Origin of the sequence: Nocardioides sp., from assembly GCF_035576065.1 — a bacterium.
In the GTDB taxonomy this organism is placed as follows: Bacteria; Actinomycetota; Actinomycetes; order Propionibacteriales; family Nocardioidaceae; genus Nocardioides.
Genome location: NZ_DATLWX010000043.1, coordinates 89,684 through 106,977, shown reverse-complemented (window position 1 = coordinate 106,977; position 17,294 = coordinate 89,684). Strand labels below are relative to the sequence as shown.

The window sequence follows — 17,294 nt, the reverse complement described above, 5'->3', positions numbered from 1 at the left end:
TTAACCGGGGACTCCTGCACTCCATGGCCTTTGCAACGGTACGGAAGTGCAGGACTTCGTCATGAAGTCCGACCACCGGCACCCCGCCGCGGGCCCGGGAAGAAGTTTTTCGCGGAGCTGTCGTATCTGGTCATCGCCGTTCGTGGGGATGATGAAGCCGGCCCCGACGGGGGGCCGATCACCAGGAGGAAATGTCATGGCCCAGTTCTTGCTCTCGGTCCACCACGGTGTCGACGACCCGATGCCGCCGGAGGAGGAGATCCAGCAGATGTTCGCCGCGGTCGGCGCCTTCAACGACAAGGTCCGCGACGCCGGGAAGTGGGTCTTCGCCGGCGGGCTGGAAGGCGTCGAGTCGGCCACCACCGTCGACGCAACCGGCTCGGAGCCGGTCGTCACCGACGGTCCGTTTGCTGAGTCGAAGGAATACCTGGGCGGCTTCTGGGTGATCGAGGCGGCCGACCTCGACGAGGCCCTGACGTGGGCGTCCGCGGGCTCGGCTGCGTGCGGCGGCAAGGTCGAGGTCCGGCCCTTCCAGTCGGAGTGAGCGACTTCGAGGAGGCGCTCACCCGCATCCATCGCGAGGAGTACGCCGCCGTGGTGGCCTCGCTCGTGCGGCGCTTCGGCGACATCGACCTCGCCGAGGACGCCGCGAGCGAGGCTCTCGTGGTGGCGCTCGAGCACTGGGCGACGTCCGGGATTCCACCGAACCCCGGCGGGTGGCTCACCACCACCGCGACACGCAAGGCGCTGGACCGGATCCGCCGCGAGTCGCACCGCGACCCCAAGCACCGGCAGGCGGCCATGATCATCGACCCCACACCACCGTCCGACCCAGGCGTGGTGGACGACGACCGGTTGCGGCTGCTCTTCACCTGCTGCCACCCGGCGTTGGCCCCCGAGGCGCGGGTCGCCCTGACCCTGAAGCTGATCGGCGGCCTTACCGTCGAGGAGATCGCGGCAGGCTTCCTCGTCCCGCCCACGACGATGGCCCAGCGGATCACCCGCGCCAAGCGCAAGATCGCGGCCGCGCACATCCCCTACCGCGTCCCGCAGGCAGCCGACCTCCCTGCCCGACTGAGCGCCGTGCTGTCCGTCGTCTACCTGGTCTTCAACGAGGGCTATCTCTCCGCGTCCGGCGCCGCCCCGATCCGCGAGGACCTCTGCCGCGAGGCGATCCGGCTGGCCCGGCTACTGCTCGAGCTGATCCCGACCGAGCCGGAGGTCACCGGCCTGCTCGCCCTGATGCTGCTCACCGAGGCCCGTCGCCCAGCCCGGGTCGCGGGCGGCGAGCTCGTCACTCTCGGCGAGCAGGACCGCGGCCGCTGGGACCGCGATCTCATCGAGGAGGGGCACACCCTCGTGCGCGAGTGCCTCGCCTTCAACCGGCCCGGGCACTACCAGCTGCTCGCCGCGATCAACGCGGTCCACACCGACGCCCTCGCCGCGAGCGACACCGACTGGGGCCAGATCACCGCCCTGTACGACCAACTGTACGCCGTGACCCCGACGCCAGTGGTCGCGCTCAACCGCGCTGTCGCGCACGCGGAGCTGGACGGCCCCGTCGTGGCGCTGGCCATCGTCGACCGGCTGGCCCTGACGACGTACCACGCCTGGCACGCCACTCGCGCTGACCTGCTTCGCCGGCTCGGGCGCAGCGTGGAGGCGGCTGCGGCGTACGACGACGCCATCGCGGCCACCGACAATTCCGCCGAGCGGGCCTACCTCGCGCGCCGACGGGGACAGCTGGGCTGAGCGGGCTCAGAGGTCGACGGCGCGGTTGACCCAGACGCTGCGCGTGGCCATGCCGACCTTCTCGTAGAGCGACAGCGCGCCAGTGCGCGAGTCGGTGTTCAGCTCGGAGGTCGTCGCGCCGTGCTGACGGGCCACCTCGAAGGAGTCGACGAGGAGTGCTTGGGCGATCCCCTTGTTGCGTTGGTCGGGGCGTACGGCGAGGCGCGCGATGTAGGCCGTCGGGCTCTCGGTCGAGATGAAGACCAGTGACACCCCGACCACCTCACCCGCCGGATCGACGGCGACACGGAAGTTCCACGGCTCGTAGCCCGGGCGACCGAAGGTGGACGCTGCGAAGTCCTCGTAGGACTCGCGCTCGCGCTCGGACCACTCGAGGAAGGCGTCCTCGAGCACGTCGTGCGCGGGCCTCAGGTCGGCTTCCGTCGCCTCGCGGACGGCGTAGTCGGCGGGCAGGTCGCGCGACGGGATCTGCTTGCCCTCCGGCAGGGCCAGGACCCAGCTCGTCCAGCGGATGCGGTAGCCGAGGGCAGCCAGCAGCCGGTCGCCCGCCGAGCCCTCCGGCACCGGCATGCCGACCACCGAGGTGCCGCGCGAACGTCCGAGGTCTCGGAGCCAGCTCGCCAGCCAGGTGCCGAGCCCGCGCCCGCGGTAGGCGGGGAGGACCGCCGCGTCGGCACGGTCCTGACCCATCAGCTCGGCGTACGCCACGAGCCGGTCTCCGTCGAAGACACCGATCGACGAGGCGGCCAGGTCGTGGCTCGGCTTGGCCCAGTCGCTGATGAGGTCGGCCTCCTCGATGTCGACCTTCCCGGTGTCCTCCAGCTCCTGAGCGGCAATGAGCTCGAAGAGCGCCCGAGACTCCGACGTCTTGAGCGGGCGGGTGGTGAGACCTGGGGGCAGGGTGGCAGCTTCGGGAGACATGGGTCCGATTGTGTGGCGCCCGCGGCTCCGTTGTCGCCCGCTTTTCCGCGAGGTGACAGGGATCGCGCCCGTGACGAAGCGGCGGCCGGGCGCCGTACGCACTATCTTGGCACCGTGAGTGACCTTCCCCAGACCGACAGCCCCGACTCTTCTGACGCCCCCCAGGTGATGTTCGCCGACCTCGGGCTGTCCCCGCAGGTGATGAAGGCGCTCGCGGACGTGGGCTACGAGTCGCCCTCCGCGGTCCAGGCGCAGACCATCCCGCCGCTGCTCGAGGGCCGCCACGTCGTCGGCCTCGCACAGACCGGCACGGGCAAGACGGCCGCCTTCGCCCTCCCGATCCTCTCCCAGCTCGACATGGCGCAGAAGACGCCCCAGGCCCTCGTGCTGGCGCCCACGCGCGAGCTGGCGCTGCAGGTCTCCGAGGCGTTCGAGAGGTACGGCGCGCACATGAAGGGCGTGCGCGTCCTGCCGATCTACGGTGGCCAGGGGTACGGCGTCCAGCTCTCGGCCCTGCGCCGCGGCGTCCACGTCGTGGTCGGCACACCCGGTCGCATCATGGACCACCTGGAGAAGGGCACCCTCGACCTGTCCGAGCTGCGCTTCCTGGTGCTCGACGAGGCCGACGAGATGCTCAAGATGGGCTTCGCCGAGGACGTCGAGACGATCCTGGCGGACACCCCCGCGGACAAGCACGTCGCGCTGTTCTCCGCCACCATGCCCAGCCAGATCCGCCGAATCTCGAAGAAGTACCTCCACGACCCCGTCGAGATCACGGTCAAGAACAAGACGACGACCAGCGCCAACACCACCCAGCGCTACCTCATCTGCTCCTACCCGCAGAAGGTCGACGCCCTCACCCGCATCCTCGAGGTCGAGAACTTCGAGGGGATGATCGTCTTCGTCCGCACCAAGAACGAGACCGAGCTTCTGGCCGAGAAGCTGCGGGCCCGCGGGTTCTCAGCCATGGCGATCAACGGTGACGTGCCGCAGGTGCAGCGTGAGCGCACGGTCAACCAGCTGAAGTCCGGCAAGCTCGACATCCTCGTCGCCACCGACGTCGCCGCCCGCGGCCTCGATGTCGAGCGGGTCAGCCACGTCATCAACTACGACATCCCCACCGACACCGAGTCCTACGTCCACCGCATCGGCCGCACGGGCCGCGCCGGCCGCAAGGGCGACTCGATCGCCTTCGTCACCCCCCGCGAGCGGCACCTCCTCAAGGCGATCGAGCGGGCCACGCGCCAGCCGCTCACACAGATGCAGATCCCGACGATCGAGGACATCAACTCGACCCGGCTCTCGCGCTTCGACGACGCCATCACCCAGGCGCTCTCCGGCGACCAGGACAAGCTCGATTTCTTCCGGGGCGTCGTGGCTCACTACATCTCCGAGCACGACGTGCCCCAGGCCGACGTGGCGGCCGCACTGGCCTCGGTCATGCACGGTGACCAGCCGCTGCTGATGGAAGCCACCCCGGAGCCGGCCAAGCGGTCCTTCGACACCCGCGACCAGCGTCCCGAGAGCGGTGGCGGGCGCAAGCCCGAGCGTCGACCGCGCGGACGGACGGACGTCGAGATGACCTCCTACCGGCTCTCGGTCGGCAAGCGCCACAAGGTCGAGCCCCGCCAGATCGTGGGCGCGCTCGCCAACGAGGGTGGTCTCTCGCGCGGAGACTTCGGGCACATCGACATCCGCCCCGACTTCTCCCTCGTCGAGCTCCCCCGGGACCTGCCCCCGGGCACCCTGGACCGGCTGGCGTCCACCCGCATCTCCGGCAAGCTGATCGAGATCCGCCAGGACAACGGCGCACCGGCCGCGCGCAGCCAGTCCCGCACGTCGTCGTACGCCGACAGCGACCGCACGAAGAAGCCGCGCCACAAGAGCTGAGCGCTCCGCCCCGCCGTACGGCGAAGGCGACTCGGACACGAAGAATCCCCGCCACCACGAGGTGACGGGGCTTCTGTGCGGGCTGTTCCCCCTTGTCGCGAGCGACTGCGGGGCTCGCGCGGCCCTCAGTTCCGACTGCGTCGGAACCCCTCTTCCCCTTGTCGCAAGCGACTGCGGGGCTCGCGCGGCCCTCAGTTCCGACTGCGTCGGAGCTGAGGCCCTTCGCTCATGGCTCAGGCAGACTGGATCGCCGAGACGTCGAACTCGAGCTTGATCTTGTCCGAGACGAGCACGCCGCCGGTCTCGAGGGCGGCGTTCCAGGTCAGGCCGAAGTCCTTGCGGTTGACGACCGTCTCGCCCTCGAAGCCGACTCGCGTGTTGCCGAAGGGGTCCACTGCGGAGCCGGTCTGCTCGAAGTTGATCGTGACGGGCAGAGTGGTGTCCTTGATCGTCAGGTCGCCGGTGACGGCCCAGTCGCCGCCGTCCCGCGTGACGTCGGTCGAGACGAAGCGCATCGAGGGGAAGCTCTCGACGTCGAAGAAGTCGCCGGACTTCAGGTGGCCGTCGCGGTCGGCGCTGCCGGTGTCGACGGAGGTCACATCGATGGTCAGCTCGACGAAGGAGTTGGCCGGGCTGGCGGCGTCGATCTTGGCATTGCCCTCGAAGGAGCCGAACTGGCCGCGCACCTTGGTGACCATCGCGTGCCGCGCCACGAACCCGAGGCGCGAGTGGGAGGGGTCGATCGTGTAGTCGCCGGGGATGTCGTCGATGGCGTTGGTCGGAAGGTCGAACTGCTGCGTCATGGGGTTCTCCTGGGTCTCGTGGTGCGGGTAGTACAAACTTCAACCATCCTGGCACACAGGTATTCCGGTGTCTCGCAAGACTCTCGTCGCGCGCTGACAGGGCTGGGGAGGGACGAGGCGGATCTGGACCGCTCCTGGACCCCCAGGTGGAGTTCGATGACCCATTTTGACCGCGTGTTGGCAATCAGGTGGAGGTGATGTACCTTAGGTGAACGGAACGTGAACAGGAGACATCACATGAGGGAACACGCGATGACCAACGGGCTTACCTGCACGTGGCGCAAAGTGACTGACGCCGATGGTCGCTCCCACATGGAGGCGTGCTGGGAGCCCGCCGCTCCCGCCGCTCTCGCTGCCGCGGACGCTGCGAACGCTGCCTGAGCGCAGTCCCACCAGCCCGACGAGCCATGGCCCACGGGGTCATGGCTCGCTGCAATGTCGGGCGCAGCGGTCCGGTCCTGCACTCGACGAAGTAGCTGAGGTTCTGGGGCTCCTGCGGCACCTTCAGGGCGTACGCCGAAGGGCCGAACTGCCGACCGTGGCTGAGTACGGCGTCCGGCACGAGGAGGAGACGAACCCCTTGCCGCATGGGGTCAGCAAGGGGTTCGCGACGAGAACCTTCTCATCCCGGCAGGCGCGGTGTCCGCCAGATCACGATTGTTTTGCCCAGCTGTGGAGCGGACGTGGACAGGGTCATCTTCGGCAGGCGACGGGGCACTCGGCGGTGGCAGGATGGCCCGATGGAATCAGTGCCTGAGCTGCTGTTCATCGCCGGTGAGTGGCGCGACGCCAAGGACGGTGCCCGCTTCACCGTGGAGGATCCTGCCGACGGCAGCGCCCTCGCCGAGGTCGCCGACGCCGGGGAGGGCGACGCCGCGGCTGCGCTCGACGCGGCGGTGGCTGCGCAGGCCGCCTGGGGCGCCACCGCCCCCCGCGAGCGAGGTGAGCTTCTGCGCTCGGCGTTCGAGCTCCTGACCGAGCGGCGCGACGAGTTCGCCCAGGTGATCAGCCTCGAGATGGGCAAGCCGCTGGCCGAGGCGGCGGGCGAGGTGACCTATGGCGCTGAGTTCTTCCGCTGGTTCTCCGAGGAGGCGGTGCGCGTCCACGGGCGCTGGATGTCCGCACCCGACGGGAAGAGCAGGCTGCTCACCGCGAAGCGACCGGTGGGGCCGTGCCTGTTCGTCACGCCGTGGAACTTCCCGCTGGCGATGGGCACTCGCAAGATCGGACCTGCCATCGCCGCCGGCTGCACCATGGTGGTCAAGCCGGCGCAGCAGACGCCGCTGACGATGCTCAAGCTCGCTGAGCTGTTGTCCGAGGTCGGTCTCCCGGCGGGTGTCCTCAACGTCCTCCCGACCACCAGTGCCGGCCCCGTCGTCTCGGCCCTGATGGCCGACGTCCGGCTGCGCAAGGTCAGCTTCACCGGTTCCACCGGCGTCGGCAAGGTGCTGGTCAAGCAGTCGGCGGACAACCTCCAGCGCGTGAGCATGGAGCTGGGCGGCAACGCGCCGTTCCTCGTCTTCGAGGACGCCGACATCCCGGCGGCCGTCGACGGCGCGATGGTGGCCAAGATGCGCAACATGGGTGAGGCGTGCACCTCGGCCAACCGCTTCCTGGTCCACGCCGACGTCGCGGGCGGGTTCGCCGCCGCGCTCGGCGAGCGGATGGGAGCCCTCCGGGTCGGCCGCGGCCAGGACGACGGCGTGCAGGTGGGGCCGCTCATCGACGCGGCCGCCGTGGACTCCGTCAGCAAGCTGGTGAGCGACGCGGTCGACGACGGCGCCCGGGTGGTGACCGGGGGGGAGCGGGCCGAGGGCAAGGGCCACTTCTACCCGCCGACCGTCCTGCTCGACGTACCCCCGACTGCCGAGATCAACGCCGTCGAGGTCTTCGGGCCGGTCGCCCCGATCACCACCTTCACGACCGAGGACGAGGCGATCGCCGCAGCCAACGACACCGAATACGGCCTGGCCTCCTACGCCTACACCCGCGACCTGGCCCGGACGCTGCGCCTGGCCGAGAAGCTGGAGTTCGGCATGCTCGGGATCAACACCGGGCTCGTCTCCAACCCGGCCGCGCCCTTCGGGGGCGTCAAGGCCAGCGGCTTCGGGCGCGAGGGTGGCTTCGAGGGCATCGAGGAATACCTGGACACGACGTATGTCGCCCTGCCGGCCGGCTGAGGCCTGCGATCAGGGCGCCAGTGCGCCCGCCGTGAGGCGTTGCGCGACCACCAGGAGGTCGGCGCGATCCACGGGGGCCGCTGCGTTGGCCCCGGCCAGTCGGTCGAAGACGACCCCGTCGAGGGTCGCCACCAGCCAGTGCGCCCGCGCCTCGGCGTCGTCCGCCCCGAGTCCGGCGAGCACGTCGGCGACCCGAGCCCTGATGCCCATGCCGCCGCGATGGAGCACTGCCGACAGGTCGGGGCGACGGATCGCCTCCATGAACAGCTCGTAGCGCGCAGTGTGGCGCTCTCGCCCCGTCGTCAGCCAGCTCACGAGCAGGTCCGCGAGGGCCTTCGACATCGCGTCGGGGTCGGCGGAGGTGACGAGGGGATACATCACGTCGAGCTCGTCGTGGTCCTGGGCGACGAGGTCGTCGAGGCAGGCACTGAGCAGCGCGGCCCGCGTGCGGAAGTAGTAGGAGGTGGAGCCGGCAGGTACGCCCGCCGCGGTGTCCACCGCTCGGTGGGTGAGCCCTCTGGACCCCTCGGCGGCGAGCACCTTCAGCGCCGTACGCGCGATGAACTGTCGACGGTCCGGCTCCATGTCGAGCACTCTACCGACGTAGAGTTGTCAACAGGACTCTACGTCTGTAGAGTCACCGGCATGAGCGCAGTGGCAGGACGGACCGCCGTGGTGGCCGGCGGCGGGATCGGCGGGTTGGCCACGGCGCTGGCCCTGCAACGGAGCGGCTGGCAGGTCACCGTGCGGGAGCGCAGCCTCGGACTGGATCGCGGTGGCGCCGGCCTGGTGCTGTGGCCCAATGCCCTGCGCTGCTTGGCCGCGCTGGGTGTCGACGACGCAGTCCGTGCCCGCGCGACGCCGATGACCGGCTCGGCGATCCTGCGAGCCGACGGTCGGCGGTTGTCGACCATCGGCCCGGACCCTCGATCCGCGGACCGGCCGCTGGGCATGGTGCGGGCCGATCTCGTCGAGGCGCTCGCCGCCTCCCTCGGGCCGGGCGTACTGCGGTTCGGCGACGAGGTGCGTGATCACACGACCCTCGACGCCGACCTCGTCGTGGGCGCCGACGGCCTGCGCTCGGCCGTCCGGCGGTCGCTCGACTCAACCGTGGAGCCGGAGCACCGCGGCTACACCGTCTGGCGGGCGCTGATCCCGCTGAGCGTCGAGTCGTGGGGCGGCCGGGCCGAGCTCTGCGAGACCTGGGGCGGCGACGGACTGCGGTTCGGGATGGTGCCCGCGGGGCCGACGTCCACCTATGTCTACGCAGCGGCTCCCTCCCCCGCGGGGCAGAGCAGCACCGATGAGCTGCCCGGTCTGCGCCAGCGCTTCGGCCACTGGCACGAGCCCGTCCCGGCACTGCTCGCGGCCATGGAGTCCGTCCAGGTGCTCCGGCACGACATCTACGACCTGCCGCCCGGTCGAACGCCCCTGCACCGAGGTCGTCGGGTGCTCGTCGGGGACGCGGCGCACGCGATGGAGCCCAACCTCGGGCAGGGCGCCGGTCTGGCGCTGGAGGACGCGGTCGTCCTCGACCATGCCCTGGCCTCCGAGTCGTCGGTGGAGGCCGCACTCCTTGCCTACTCGACCAGACGCAGACCACGCGTGGTTGCGCTCGCGCGCCAGTCGCGGCGAGTCGGACAGGTGGTCCGGCTCAAGCGGCCCTCCGCCCTGGCTTTGCGCGACATCGCGATGAGGGCCACCCCCGACCGTCTCGCCCGGCGGGGGACCAGTGCCGCCGTCGACTGGCGGCCACCGCTGTCCGCACACCCAGAGCACCAGGAGGCCCGATGACCAGTCAGACCCCGCGAGCACGCACCGCTCGCGGAACGGCCCTGACGGCGGTCGGATGGCTCCTCGTCACCACGGGCGGAGGGCACGCCACGCTGGTCGCGGTCAGCATGGCCGCCGGCGTGCCCGCGGCGGAACGCCCGGTCCGCGACGTCATGGCTGCGACGTCCGTCCCCATCGCAGGGATCGAACGGAGTCACTGGGAGCTGTTCATGGGGTTCAGCCTGATGATGGCGCTGATGCTGGTCGGCCTCGGGTCGCTGACCCTGCTCGTCCGGCACACCGCTCCCGACCTGGCGCACGGGACGCGCGGCGTCCTCGTCCTGCTGGGGCTCGTGCTGGTGCCGGCGATGCTGATCAGCGTGCTCCTGCTGCCGCCCCCGCCGATCGTGCTGCTCGGTCTGGCGCTGGTCGCGGTCGTCGTCGGACTAGTGCGCGACCCTGCGGGTGAGGTCGAGGGCGCGGCGGGCCAGGGGTAGCGCCACCTCGCGATCGGCCGCGACCAGGCCGATGCGGGTCCGCCGGTCGAGCAGGTCGTCGACGTCGACGGCCCCCTCGTGGGTGACGCCGAAGATGAGCTCGGCCAGCGTGACCGGGATGTCGTCCGACACCGGCGCCAGGAGCTCGTCGTCGCCCAGTCCGCTCACCGCGCGCGCGTTGTCGAGGACCAGGGCGGCGTCGGTGCCGAAGCGGCGGACGAGACGTTCGGGGTGCTCGAGGCGCGCCAGCTGGTCGCGAGGTGCCGCCCCCAGCAGCGGCCTCGTCGCCGTGACACAGGGGCCGGCGTCGAGGCCAGCCGTCGCCACGGCGCAGTCGACGGCGTCCTGGGCCATCCGGCGGTAGGTCGTCAGCTTGCCACCGACGATGGTGATGACGCCCGTCCGGCTCGTGAGGACGGCGTGCTTGCGGGAGATGTCGGCGGTGGACCCGTCACCGGCGTCGATGAGCGGTCGGAGACCGGCGAACGCGCCGACGACGTCGCTGCGCCGCAGCGACCGGGTGAAGGCGGCCGAGACGACGTCGAGGAGGAAGCCGATCTCCGCCTCCGACGGGGTCGGCACGTCCGGGATCTCGCCCTCCACCGGCTCGTCGGTCAGGCCGACGTAGATCGTCTTGTCGGGTTGGGGCATGACCAGGACGAAGCGACTGGTCGAGCCCGGGACCGGGGCCGCGACCGTGGCTCGCAGGTCGGGGAAGGTGCCCGACCGGAGCACGAGGTGGGTCCCGCGGCTGGGACGCAGGGTGATCTCGTCGACGAGCTCGCCGGCCCAGACGCCGGTCGCGTTGATGACGGCCTTCGCGGTGATGGTCCGCGTCTCCCCGGTGAGCTCGTCGCGGAGCTCGACGTCGGTGCCGGTGGCGGTCATCACCCGTGCCCGGGTGCGGACGTGGGCGCCGTACGCCGCAGCGGTGCGCGCGACGTTGGCCACGAGCCGGGCGTCGTCCTCGAGCTGCCCGTCCCAGGAGAGCAACCCGCCGCGCAGGCCCTCGGGGCGAAGCCCGGGAGCGATCCGGAGGGTCTCGGTGGCCGAGACCCGGCGAGGCCCGGGCAGGGTCTCGCGCGAGGTGCGCGCCGAGCGTCGCAGCAGGTCGCCGGCGACGAGTCCGGCGCGGGTGAGACCGCCCGCGACGGGGGAGACGCTCGACATCAAGGGAACGAGCATGGGCATGGCGTGCGTCAGGTGGGGGGCCGTGACCTCCATCAGGATGCCGCGCTCGAAGGCGCTCTCGTGCGCGACCCCGATCTGGCCGTTGGCGAGGTAGCGCAGGCCGCCGTGGACGAGCTTGGAGGACCAGCGCGAGGTCCCGTAGGCGAGGTCGTGGGCGTCCACGGCCAGGGTGGTCAGGCCCCGCGTGGTCGTGTCGAGGGCAACGCCCGTCCCGGTGATGCCGAGGCCGATGACCAGCACGTCGACATGGTCGGGAAGGCCCGCAGCTCCGTGGCCGATGAGACGCGCGGTCACGGCGCGAGGACCCGGGAGATCAGCAGTCGCGCCTCGTCGTAGAGGTCGTCCTCACTCACCTCGTCGTCGACCATCGTGTGGCCGCTGATCACGAAGCCGTGGGCGGCCAGCACCAGCGCGCGCGCCATCGCGGTCGGGTTGCCGGGCCGGACGGTGCCCTCGGCCTGCCCTTCTCGTACGGTGCCCTCGATGAGCTCGATGATCAGGTCCTGCGAGCGTCCGCGCCGGTTGAGGAGATAGGGCAGGAGCAGCTCAGGATCGAGCTCGACGATGCGGACGAACAGCTCGTTGTCGCGGATCGCCCGGACCGCCCCGATGATCCGGTCGATGAGCGGCGCCTGCGGCTCGCTGGCCGTGACGATGGCGGTCCCCTCGCGCGTCATCAGGTCGCTCAGCAGCTGGGGCATGTCGGGCCAGGACCGGTAGATCGTCATCCGGGAGACACCGGCGCGGCGGGCCACCTCGGTCAGCGTCGTCCGCCGCCAACCCACGTCGAGGATGCAGTCGCGCGCCGCGTCGAGGTAGGCATCGGCCGCCACGGGTCCGCGGGCCGCACCCTCAGCGGACGTCATGAGAACTGTGCGTCCGGACGAGCGACGATCATGACGTCGCGGAGTTGGGCCAGATCACTATTGTGACGAAGTGACGTCATGTGTCACACTGTAACACATGATCATGCAGTCCGAGATGCATCCGCAGCGCTGGGGAGACCCGGCCGCCGCCACCACCCTTCCCGATTCGGCTCGAGGGCTGATCGAACTGGCCTTCGGTCTGACCGACTGTCCGCCGGTCGCGGGCGCGACCCCGCCCCCCGGCAAGACCGCACGGGACGCACTGGCCGCCCTGGTGGAGGTCGTCGGCGTCGACCACGTCCTGACCGACGACGCGACCCGGACGCTGCGCACGCGGGGCAAGTCGACGCTCGACCTGCTGAAGGCGCGCGCCGGTGACCTGAGCGACGCGCCCGATGTCGTCGTCCGCCCGAGTGGACAGGCTGAGGTCGAGGCACTGCTGGCCGTGGCGGCCACGCACCGGCTGGCGGTGGTCCCCTTCGGCGGTGGCACCTCGGTCACCGGCGGGCTCGTCGCGGACCGCGCGCGGTTCGCGGGTGTCGTGAGCCTCGACCTCGTCCGGATGAAGTCCCTCCTCGCGGTGGACACCGAGTCGATGACCGCGACGCTGGAGCCCGGCCTGCGCGGTCCCGAGGCGGAGGCCCTGCTCGCGGAGCACGGCCTGACGTTGGGGCACTTCCCCCAGTCCTTCGAATACGCCACCATCGGCGGCTACGCGGCGACCCGCTCCAGTGGTCAGTCCAGCGCGGGCTACGGCCGCTTCGACTCCCTCGTCATGGGGCTCACCGTAGTGACGCCCTCCGGCACCCTCACCGTCGGCTCCGCGCCCGCCAGCGCCGCCGGCCCCGACCTGCGTCAGGTCTTCCTCGGCTCCGAGGGCGCCTTCGGTGTGATCACGGCGGTGACCGTCCGAGTGCGGCGCCTCCCCGCGGAGAAGCTCTACCTCGGCTGGCGCTGGCCCTCCTTCGAGGCCGGCGCCGACGCCATGCGCGCGCTCGCACAGGCCGGCCTGTTGCCAGAGGTGATCCGCCTCTCCGACGAGGCCGAGACCGCCATCAACCTGGCCGACCCGTCATCGATCGGCAGCGCCGACGACCCCGGGTGCCTGATGATCACCGGTTTCGAGGGGACGCCGCCGGCGGTGGTCGCCAAGCGCGCAGCCGTGACGTCGGTGCTCACCGAGCTCGGCGGCACCGACCTCGGGGAGCAGCCCGGAGAGGCCTGGGAACACGGGCGCTTCAATGCGCCATACCTCCGCGACGCGATGCTGGACGTCGGGGTGCTGGTCGAGACCCTGGAGACGGCGACCTTCTGGTCCAACCGGTCGCGGTTGTACGCCGACGTGAAGACCGCCCTCGAGACGTCGCTCGGCAAGAAGGCGATCGTCCTGTGCCACATCTCCCACGTCTACGAGACCGGGTGCTCGCTCTACTTCACGATCGCGGCCAAGGAAGCCCACGACCCACTCGCCCAGTGGGCGGCAGCGAAGGCTGCCGCGTCGGAGGCGATGATCGCGGCCGGCGCGACCATCACCCACCACCACGCGGTCGGCACCGACCACAAGCCATGGTTCGAGCGGGAGATCGGTCCCGTCGGTGTCCAGACCCTGCGGGCGATCAAGGACTCGCTCGACCCGGCAGGGATCCTCAACCCGGGAGTGCTGATCTGAGTGTCGACGCCCTCCTTCTCCTTCCTGGTCAACCCCGCCTCCGGTGGCGGTGCCGCGCCCGAGGCGGTCGTCCCGATCGCCCGTCGGCTCCGCGACCGCGGCGCCAGCGTCGACGTCACCTACTCACCCGGGCCGCACGCCGCGGCCGCCCTCGTCTCCGAGGCGGTCGGTCGTGGTGACGTCGTGGTCTCGGTCGGCGGTGACGGGATGCTCTCCTCGCTCGCCGGTGAGGTGGCGCGCCTTGGCGGCACGCTGGGCATCGTGCCTGCAGGGCGGGGCAACGACTTCGCCCGCATGCTGGGCCTGCCGGACGACCCGTTGGCCCAGGCCGACGTCCTGCTCGCCGGCCAGTGCCGCACGGTCGACCTGATCTCCTATGGCGCTCGGATCCTGGCCGGGTCGGTGTATGCCGGCGTGGACGCGCGCGCTGCGGAGATCGTCGACCGGGCGCGGTTCGTGCCCAAGCTCGCGCAGTACCCCCTCGCCGCCGTGCGGTCGCTTGCGACGTACACCCCGGCTCGCTATCACCTGACGATCGACGGGACCCCCCACGAGATCGAGGGGGCGACGGTGGTCGTGGCCAACTCGGGCTACTACGGCAAGGGAATGAAGATCGCGCCGGCCGCGCTGCTCGACGACGGCCTCCTCGACGTCATCGTGATCGAGGCGGCCTCGAAGCTCGCCCTGCTGCGCGCCTTGCCGAGTGTGTACGACGGCGGGCACGTCGACCGGGACGCGGTGCACGTCTTCACCGGGCGCACCGTCACGCTGGCTGCCACGTCGCGACGACCGGTGCCCGTCGGTGGTGACGGGGAGGGTCTCGGCGTGCTGCCTGCCCCGCCTGCGGAGCCGGCCACCATCTCGGTGATGCCCGGCGCGCTCACCGTCATCGCCTGAAGGACTCCGTGAACGTCCAGACGAGCAGCTCGGTGTCGGTGGTTGACTCGAAGGTGACGCCGGGCTGATCGGTCAGGCGTACGGCGTCGCCGGCTCCCAGCGCCTGGCCGTGGACGCACCCGCCGCCGACGGCGACGAAGAGGTGCTGCCGTCCCACCTCAGGCAGGTCGATCGTGGTCCCGGCCGTCAGGCGAGCGATGTGCAGCGACGCTCCGCGGGTGCCGACCGGCAGGCCTCCGTCGCCGACGACGGCCGTGGGCCCCGGACCCGGCTCCACGTGCTCGGTGCGCCAGGTCGGCGGCGTCCCCGGCTCGTCCGGGGTGATCCAGGTCTGCAGGAAACGCGTCGGACCGCTGGCTGCGTCGGCCATCTCGGAGTGCCGCACACCCGACCCGGCGCTCATCACCTGCACGTCCCCCGCCTGCAGCACCTCGGTGTTGCCGTGGTCGTCGCTGTGGAGCAGCACCCCCTCCAACACCCAGGTGACGATCTCCAGGTCTGTGTGCGGATGGTCGGGATAGCCGCCGCCGGGCTCGAGCCGGTCGTCGTTGTGGCAGACCATCGGCCCGAAGCCGAAGTTCGCCGGGTCGTAGTGGGGGCCGAAGGAGAACGAGTGGTGGGTGACGCGGCCCGGCGCCGAGGAGGAGAACCTGTCGCGACCCGGGTGGGTGGACATGGGCATGTCGCCATACTGCCAAAGCCACGTGGGCCGGGGGTGACCTGCTCGAACCGCCGTACAGCGGGCGCCATTGCCGATATCGTCACAAGGTGACCTCCCCCGATGTCGGAATCTTTCCGTCGTTCCCTCCCCACTTCCGGTTCGGGACCAGCACGTCCGCCTATCAGGTCGAGGGTGCTGCGGCTGCTGACGGTCGCGGACCGTGCATCTGGGACACCTTCGCGGCGCAGTCGGGGAAGGTGATCGACGGCAGCAGTGGTGCCGTGGCGAGCGACCACTACCACCGGTTCGCCGAGGACGTCGCCCTGATGAAGCTGCTGGGGACCAAGGACTACCGCCTCTCGCTGAGCTGGTCGCGGATCCAACCGACAGGCACTGGTGAGGTCAACGAGCGGGGGCTGGCCTTCTACGACCAGCTGATCGACATGCTGCTCGAGAACGGCATCGCCCCGATGGTGACGCTCTACCACGGCGACCTGCCCCAGGCCCTCGAGGACGACGGGGGCTGGCTCAACCGTGCCACGGTCGACGCCTTCGCCGCCTACGCCTCGATCGTCGGCGAGCGCTTCGCCGACCGGGTGGAGCACTGGATCCCGATCAATGAGCCCAACGTCGCCTCCTTCCTCGGCTACGGCATCGGCGAGCAGGCGCCCGGACGGACGCTGATGTTCGACTCCCTGTGGGTCTCCCACCACATGTTGATCGGACACGGCCGCGCGGTCATCGAGCTGCGCCGGCACGGGGCGAAGAGCGTGGGCTGCGCCAACAACCACGCCCCGGTCTGGCCCGCCAGCGACTCCGACGCCGACGTCGGCGCGAGCAAGATCTTCGACGCCCTGTGGAACGGGATGTTCCTCGAGCCGATGCTGCTCGGGCGTTATCCCGCCGACCTGATGCCGCTCCTGGAGGGACTGGCCGAGCCTGGCGACATGGCCACGATCCGTCAGCCCCTCGACTTCTACGGCGTCAACTACTACAACCCCATGCGCGTCGCTGCGGCCGACGAGGACGCCGACATGCCGTGGGAGTTCCGCGAGGTCCTCGGCTATCCGCACACCGACCGGGGCTGGCCGGTCGTGCCTGATGCCCTACGTGAATGGCTGATCATGTTCCGCGCCCGCTACCGCGCTGCCCTGCCGCCGATCGTGATCACCGAGTCGGGCGCCGCCTACAACGTGGAGCCCGGCGAGGACGGCGTGATCGACGACCAGCCGCGCATCGACTACCTCGCCGTCCACCTGCGGGCCGTGCAGGAGGCGGTCATGCGCGGAGTGGACGTGCGCGGCTACTACTGCTGGTCGCTCCTGGACGCCTTCGAGTGGTCCGAAGGGCTGACCCAGCGCTACGGACTCGTCCACGTCGACTTCGAGACCCTCGAGCGCACCCCGAAGAAATCCTTCGAGTGGTACGCCGCCCTCATCGCCGCCCAGGCTCCCGCGGCCGCCAGCTGAGCCACTCCGGACGGGCCGCGCCGACGAACTGGCGGCGGCCGACGTCCCTGCCCGGCGGTTCCCTGTCGTACGCCGCCAGTTGGGGGGCCCGAGCCAGGCCGCACAGTGCGAGGCGGTCGTCCGCGGATTGACTCAGCTTTGAGTCAGCCGATGGCTTGCTGGGACGGCGACCCGTGGCGAGCGAGATCGGGCTGAGTGTGCGATACATACCCCGATCTGGTCCGCCCGCCAGGCGACTGGCGCGGATTGTCCGTCAGAAGCCGGACGTGTCGTCGGCAAAGACCCTGCGCCAGTAGTACGGATGGGCGTCCCGCAGCTCGACCCACGACACCATCGATGAGTCGTCGCCCGCAGGGACGCCGACCAGCACGCCCGGCCCGTGAACGGCCAAGCGCTCCAAGCACACCCCGCACGGGCTCAGGACCAGGAATCGATCGTCGGGCTGGCGGTGCAGGCACACCGAAGCAACGACCTTCACATCTCGCTTGTATGCCTCGCAGTAGGCCCCGACCTCGTGGCAGACCTCCACGCTGGGGTTGAACGCGGCAGGCGCGGTGCTGGTGAGGATCGCCCCGTCGGCCAGCAGCATCCCCGCCGCACCCTCGTCGCCCTCCGGGAACCGTCCTCGCGCGAGGGTGCGCACGCTGTCGATCAGTTCCTCGAGCTCTGCGTCGCTTGGTCGGACCATGAGCGGCAACGTACTGCGTCCGGGTGGGGCGGCTGTG

At 70.6% G+C, this 17,294-nt stretch carries 16 protein-coding genes; 9 read left to right on the top strand and 7 right to left on the bottom strand.

The window, feature by feature from the left end; all coding sequences use genetic code 11:
• Positions 1–196 precede the first annotated feature (196 nt).
• Both VNJ48_RS19610 and VNJ48_RS19605 read left to right on the top strand, forming a co-directional pair.
• Entirely contained in the window at positions 197–544 is a 348-nt protein-coding gene (locus VNJ48_RS19610) for a YciI family protein (protein WP_325605263.1), read from the top strand.
• Entirely contained in the window at positions 541–1,752 is a 1,212-nt protein-coding gene (locus VNJ48_RS19605; RefSeq protein ID WP_325605261.1) for an RNA polymerase sigma factor, read from the top strand. The genes VNJ48_RS19610 and VNJ48_RS19605 overlap by 4 nt, the downstream gene beginning before the upstream one ends.
• A gap of 6 nt (positions 1,753–1,758) precedes the next feature.
• On the opposite strand, the gene VNJ48_RS19600 is transcribed toward VNJ48_RS19605, so the two are convergent.
• Positions 1,759–2,673 carry a GNAT family N-acetyltransferase gene (locus VNJ48_RS19600; protein WP_325605259.1) on the bottom strand — a complete coding sequence of 305 codons (915 nt, stop codon included), beginning with the start codon at positions 2,671–2,673 and terminating at the stop codon, positions 1,759–1,761.
• Between the two features lie 114 nt (positions 2,674–2,787).
• Here VNJ48_RS19600 and VNJ48_RS19595 point away from each other — a divergent pair, with 114 nt between their 5' ends.
• Positions 2,788–4,563, top strand: a complete 1,776-nt coding sequence (locus tag VNJ48_RS19595; RefSeq protein WP_325605257.1) for a DEAD/DEAH box helicase — start codon at positions 2,788–2,790, stop codon at positions 4,561–4,563.
• Between the two features lie 233 nt (positions 4,564–4,796).
• Here VNJ48_RS19595 and VNJ48_RS19590 read toward each other — a convergent pair whose 3' ends face one another.
• Complete coding sequence (locus VNJ48_RS19590) at positions 4,797–5,366, bottom strand: YceI family protein (RefSeq protein WP_325605256.1); 570 nt, start codon at positions 5,364–5,366, stop codon at positions 4,797–4,799.
• Between the two features lie 740 nt (positions 5,367–6,106).
• Between VNJ48_RS19590 and VNJ48_RS19585 the strand changes: the two genes are divergently transcribed.
• Entirely contained in the window at positions 6,107–7,546 is a 1,440-nt protein-coding gene (locus VNJ48_RS19585; protein WP_325605253.1) for an NAD-dependent succinate-semialdehyde dehydrogenase, read from the top strand.
• Between the two features lie 9 nt (positions 7,547–7,555).
• On the opposite strand, the gene VNJ48_RS19580 is transcribed toward VNJ48_RS19585, so the two are convergent.
• Positions 7,556–8,131, bottom strand: a complete 576-nt coding sequence (locus tag VNJ48_RS19580; protein ID WP_325605252.1) for a TetR family transcriptional regulator — start codon at positions 8,129–8,131, stop codon at positions 7,556–7,558.
• 60 nt (positions 8,132–8,191) lie between these two features.
• On the opposite strand from VNJ48_RS19580, the gene VNJ48_RS19575 reads away from it, so the two are divergent.
• Both VNJ48_RS19575 and VNJ48_RS19570 read left to right on the top strand, forming a co-directional pair.
• Positions 8,192–9,340 carry an FAD-dependent monooxygenase gene (locus tag VNJ48_RS19575; RefSeq protein ID WP_325605248.1) on the top strand — a complete coding sequence of 383 codons (1,149 nt, stop codon included), beginning with the start codon at positions 8,192–8,194 and terminating at the stop codon, positions 9,338–9,340.
• Complete coding sequence (locus tag VNJ48_RS19570) at positions 9,337–9,816, top strand: LIC_13387 family protein (protein ID WP_325605246.1); 480 nt, start codon at positions 9,337–9,339, stop codon at positions 9,814–9,816. Before VNJ48_RS19575 ends, VNJ48_RS19570 begins: the two co-directional genes overlap by 4 nt.
• On the opposite strand, the gene VNJ48_RS19565 is transcribed toward VNJ48_RS19570, so the two are convergent.
• Together VNJ48_RS19565 and VNJ48_RS19560 are read right to left on the bottom strand one after the other, a co-directional pair.
• Complete coding sequence (locus VNJ48_RS19565) at positions 9,766–11,301, bottom strand: glycerol-3-phosphate dehydrogenase/oxidase (protein ID WP_325605243.1); 1,536 nt, start codon at positions 11,299–11,301, stop codon at positions 9,766–9,768. The two genes, VNJ48_RS19570 and VNJ48_RS19565, sit on opposite strands and share 51 nt — an antisense overlap.
• The gene (locus tag VNJ48_RS19560; RefSeq protein ID WP_325605241.1) at positions 11,298–11,873 is read right to left on the bottom strand and encodes a TetR/AcrR family transcriptional regulator; all 576 of its coding nucleotides are present in this window, start codon (positions 11,871–11,873) and stop codon (positions 11,298–11,300) included. Before VNJ48_RS19560 ends, VNJ48_RS19565 begins: the two co-directional genes overlap by 4 nt.
• 97 nt (positions 11,874–11,970) lie before the next feature.
• On the opposite strand from VNJ48_RS19560, the gene VNJ48_RS19555 reads away from it, so the two are divergent.
• Complete coding sequence (locus VNJ48_RS19555; RefSeq protein WP_325605239.1) at positions 11,971–13,542, top strand: FAD-binding oxidoreductase; 1,572 nt, start codon at positions 11,971–11,973, stop codon at positions 13,540–13,542.
• On the top strand, positions 13,543–14,439 hold the full coding sequence (locus tag VNJ48_RS19550; protein WP_325605237.1) for a diacylglycerol/lipid kinase family protein: 897 nt from the start codon (positions 13,543–13,545) through the stop codon (positions 14,437–14,439).
• Here VNJ48_RS19550 and VNJ48_RS19545 read toward each other — a convergent pair.
• Positions 14,429–15,121: a pirin family protein gene (locus VNJ48_RS19545; protein ID WP_325605236.1), complete on the bottom strand. Its 693-nt coding sequence runs from the start codon at positions 15,119–15,121 to the stop codon at positions 14,429–14,431. The two genes, VNJ48_RS19550 and VNJ48_RS19545, sit on opposite strands and share 11 nt — an antisense overlap.
• 86 nt (positions 15,122–15,207) lie before the next feature.
• Between VNJ48_RS19545 and VNJ48_RS19540 the strand changes: the two genes are divergently transcribed.
• Positions 15,208–16,569: a GH1 family beta-glucosidase gene (locus VNJ48_RS19540; RefSeq protein WP_325605234.1), complete on the top strand. Its 1,362-nt coding sequence runs from the start codon at positions 15,208–15,210 to the stop codon at positions 16,567–16,569.
• Positions 16,570–16,822: 253 nt separating this feature from the next.
• On the opposite strand, the gene VNJ48_RS19535 is transcribed toward VNJ48_RS19540, so the two are convergent.
• A complete protein-coding gene (locus VNJ48_RS19535; RefSeq protein ID WP_325605232.1) occupies positions 16,823–17,257 on the bottom strand; it encodes a cytidine deaminase in 435 nt (144 codons plus the stop codon).
• Between the last annotated feature and the right edge of the window lie 37 nt (positions 17,258–17,294).